Origin of the sequence: Promicromonospora sp. NPDC060271, from assembly GCF_042726755.1 — a bacterium.
Lineage (GTDB): Bacteria > Actinomycetota > Actinomycetes > Actinomycetales > Cellulomonadaceae > Promicromonospora.
This window is the reverse complement of the sequence record NZ_JBHXBG010000296.1, coordinates 1-3,040: the sequence shown is the minus strand read 5'-3', so window position 1 is coordinate 3,040 and position 3,040 is coordinate 1. Positions and strand designations below refer to the sequence as shown.

Genomic DNA, 3,040 nt, shown 5'->3' with positions numbered 1-3,040 from the left:
GCAGTCCGGATTGCCGATCACCTGACAAACTACCGACCACGCACGTTTTGTGGGCAGGCGGGCAGAGACGAGGGTCATAGGCGGCATCGCGCCCGCCGTCGGGCAGGGAGGCCGGGCACTGGTAATGTGGTACCGCCGTCTGAACGGCCGCGGATCGAGAGCGCCCCGGTGAAACAGTCCCGGAGCACCGCGCAACGACACTGAAGGAGAGCCATGCCGCTCGACACTGCCACGAAGCAGCAGATCATTTCCGAGTACGGAACCAAGCCGGGCGACTCGGGCTCGCCGGAGGTGCAGATCGCGCTCCTCACGCAGCGCATCAAGGACCTCACCGAGCACCTCAAGGAGCACAAGCACGACCACCACAGCCGTCGTGGTCTGCTGCTCCTCGTGGGCCAGCGCCGTCGTCTCCAGGGTTACCTCAAGGGGATCGACATCGAGCGCTACCGCGCTCTGGTCGACAAGCTCGGCCTGCGTCGCTGATCATGCTTCCCGCCAGCCCGGCCCCCGTCGCGGGGGCCGGGCTGGTCTGGTGAGATGCTGTAGTACGACAACGCAACACCGCCGCCCGTGACCTCGTCCGGTCCTCGGTAGTGGCTTCCCGAGTCTCCCGCTCCACGCGAGCGGCGGCTCGGTGGGCCTCGATCGATGACCGTCAGGCACGGGGGCGTTCCCAGAGAACACCACAGAGAAGGAGGGCACCCGTGGAGGGTCCCGAGATCCAGTTCGCCGAGGCCGTCATCGACAACGGTCGCTTCGGCACCCGTACCGTCCGGTTCGAGACCGGACGCCTCGCCAAGCAGGCCGCCGGCGCAGTCGCCGCCTACCTCGACGGCGAGACCATGCTGCTGTCGACCACGACGGCCGGCAAGCACCCCAAGGACCAGTTCGACTTCTTCCCGCTGACGGTGGACGTCGAGGAGCGGATGTACGCCGCAGGGCGCATCCCCGGCTCGTTCTTCCGTCGCGAGGGTCGCCCGTCGACCGACGCGATCCTGACCTGCCGCCTGACCGACCGCCCGCTGCGCCCCCTGTTCGTCAAGGGTCTGCGCAACGAGGTCCAGATCGTCCTCACGGTCATGGCGCTGCACCCCGACGACGCGTACGACACGCTGGCGATCAACGCCGCGTCGGCGTCGACCCAGATCTCCGGCCTGCCGTTCGACGGCCCGGTCGGCGCGGTCCGCATCGCGCTGGTCGACGGCCAGTGGGTCGCGTTCCCCAAGTACTCCGACAAGGAGCGTGCGGTCTTCGACATGGTCGTGGCCGGCCGTGTCGTCGGTGACGACGTCGCGATCGCCATGATCGAGGCCGAGGCGACGGACGACGCGTGGAACCTCATCAAGAACGAGGGCGTCGCCGCACCGACCGAGACCGTCGTCGCCGAGGGCATCGAGGCGGCCAAGCCGTTCATCAAGGCCCTGTGCGACGCGCAGGCTCAGCTTGCCGCGCAGTCAGGCAAGGAGACCAAGGCCTTCCCGCTGTTCCCGGACTACCAGGACGACGCGTTCGCCGCCGTCGAGGCAGCGGTGACCGAGCCGCTGCGCGAGGCGCTGGCCATCGCGGACAAGCAGGACCGCGAGAACCGTCTCGACGAGATCAAGGACCGCCTGCTGGGCGACCTCCAGGCCGGCTTCGACGGCCGCGAGAAGGAGCTGTCGGCCGCGTACCGCTCGCTGCAGAAGAAGCTCGTGCGCCAGCGCGTGCTGACCGACGGCGTCCGCATCGACGGCCGTGGCCTCGCGGACATCCGCACCCTGTCGGCCGAGGTCGAGGTGCTGCCCCGCGTGCACGGCTCGGCGATCTTCGAGCGCGGCGAGACCCAGATCCTGGGTGTCACCACGCTGAACATGCTCCGCATGGAGCAGCAGATCGACTCGCTCGGTCCGGAGACGCGCAAGCGCTACATGCACAACTACAACTTCCCGCCGTACTCGACCGGTGAGACGGGCCGCGTCGGCAGCCCGAAGCGCCGCGAGATCGGCCACGGCGCGCTCGCCGAGCGTGCCCTGGTGCCGGTCCTGCCGAGCCGCGAGGAGTTCCCCTACGCGATCCGCCAGGTGTCCGAGGCCCTCGGCTCCAACGGTTCGACCTCCATGGGCTCGGTGTGCGCGAGCACGCTGTCGCTGCTCAACGCCGGTGTGCCGCTGCGCGCCCCGGTCGCGGGCATCGCGATGGGCCTCGTGTCCGACACCGTGGACGGCGAGACCCGCTACGCCGCGATGACGGACATCCTGGGTGCCGAGGACGCGTTCGGTGACATGGACTTCAAGGTCGCCGGTACCAAGGAGTTCGTCACGGCCATCCAGCTCGACACGAAGCTCGACGGCATCCCGGCGTCGGTCCTCGCGGCCGCTCTCGGTCAGGCCCGCGACGCGCGCCTGACCATCCTCGAGGTGCTCGACGAGGCGATCGACACGCCCGACGAGATGTCCCCGAACGCCCCGCGCGTCATCTCCGTGAAGGTCCCGGTCGACAAGATCGGCGAGGTCATCGGCCCGAAGGGCAAGATGATCAACCAGATCCAGGAGGAGACGGGCGCGGACATCTCCATCGAGGACGACGGCACCGTGTACATCGGTGCTGTCGACGGCCCTTCGGCAGAGGCCGCCCGCGCGGCGATCAACGCGATCGCCAACCCGCACGTCCCCGAGGTGGGCGAGCGGTTCGTCGGCACCGTCGTCAAGACGACGTCGTTCGGCGCCTTCATCTCGCTCTCCCCGGGCAAGGACGGTCTGCTGCACATCAGCCAGATCCGCAAGCTCGTGGGCGGCAAGCGCGTCGAGAACGTCGACGACGTGCTGTCCATCGGTCAGAAGGTCCAGGTCGAGATCGGCGAGATCGACCCGCGCGGCAAGCTGTCGCTGGTCGCCGTGACCGACGAGGACGAGGCCGCTCCGGCCGACGCCGAGCCGGCCACCGAGGCCACCGCTCCCGCGGACGCCTGACATGGCATGGCACCTGCCGCTCGTCCCCACGGGCGAGCCCGGTGCCGAGCTGACCGCCGGGCAGGACGGGGCGACCATTCGTCGCTCCGTCC

General features: G+C 69.2%; 2 protein-coding genes. Both read left to right on the top strand.

What is annotated here, in order from left to right; translation table 11 throughout:
• The first annotated feature begins 213 nt into the window (after window positions 1-213).
• Complete coding sequence (gene rpsO / locus ACFWE2_RS25090) at window positions 214-483, top strand: 30S ribosomal protein S15 (protein WP_020016810.1); 270 nt, start codon at window positions 214-216, stop codon at window positions 481-483.
• A gap of 221 nt (window positions 484-704) precedes the next feature.
• Window positions 705-2,948 carry a polyribonucleotide nucleotidyltransferase gene (locus ACFWE2_RS25085; RefSeq protein WP_377226925.1) on the top strand — a complete coding sequence of 748 codons (2,244 nt, stop codon included), beginning with the start codon at window positions 705-707 and terminating at the stop codon, window positions 2,946-2,948.
• The last annotated feature ends 92 nt before the right edge of the window (window positions 2,949-3,040 follow it).

Excerpts from the sequence above, each read along its gene's own strand:
- rpsO (WP_020016810.1), top strand. The coding sequence starts at position 214 with ATGCCGCTCGACACTGCCACGAAGCAGCAGATCATTTCCGAGTACGGA.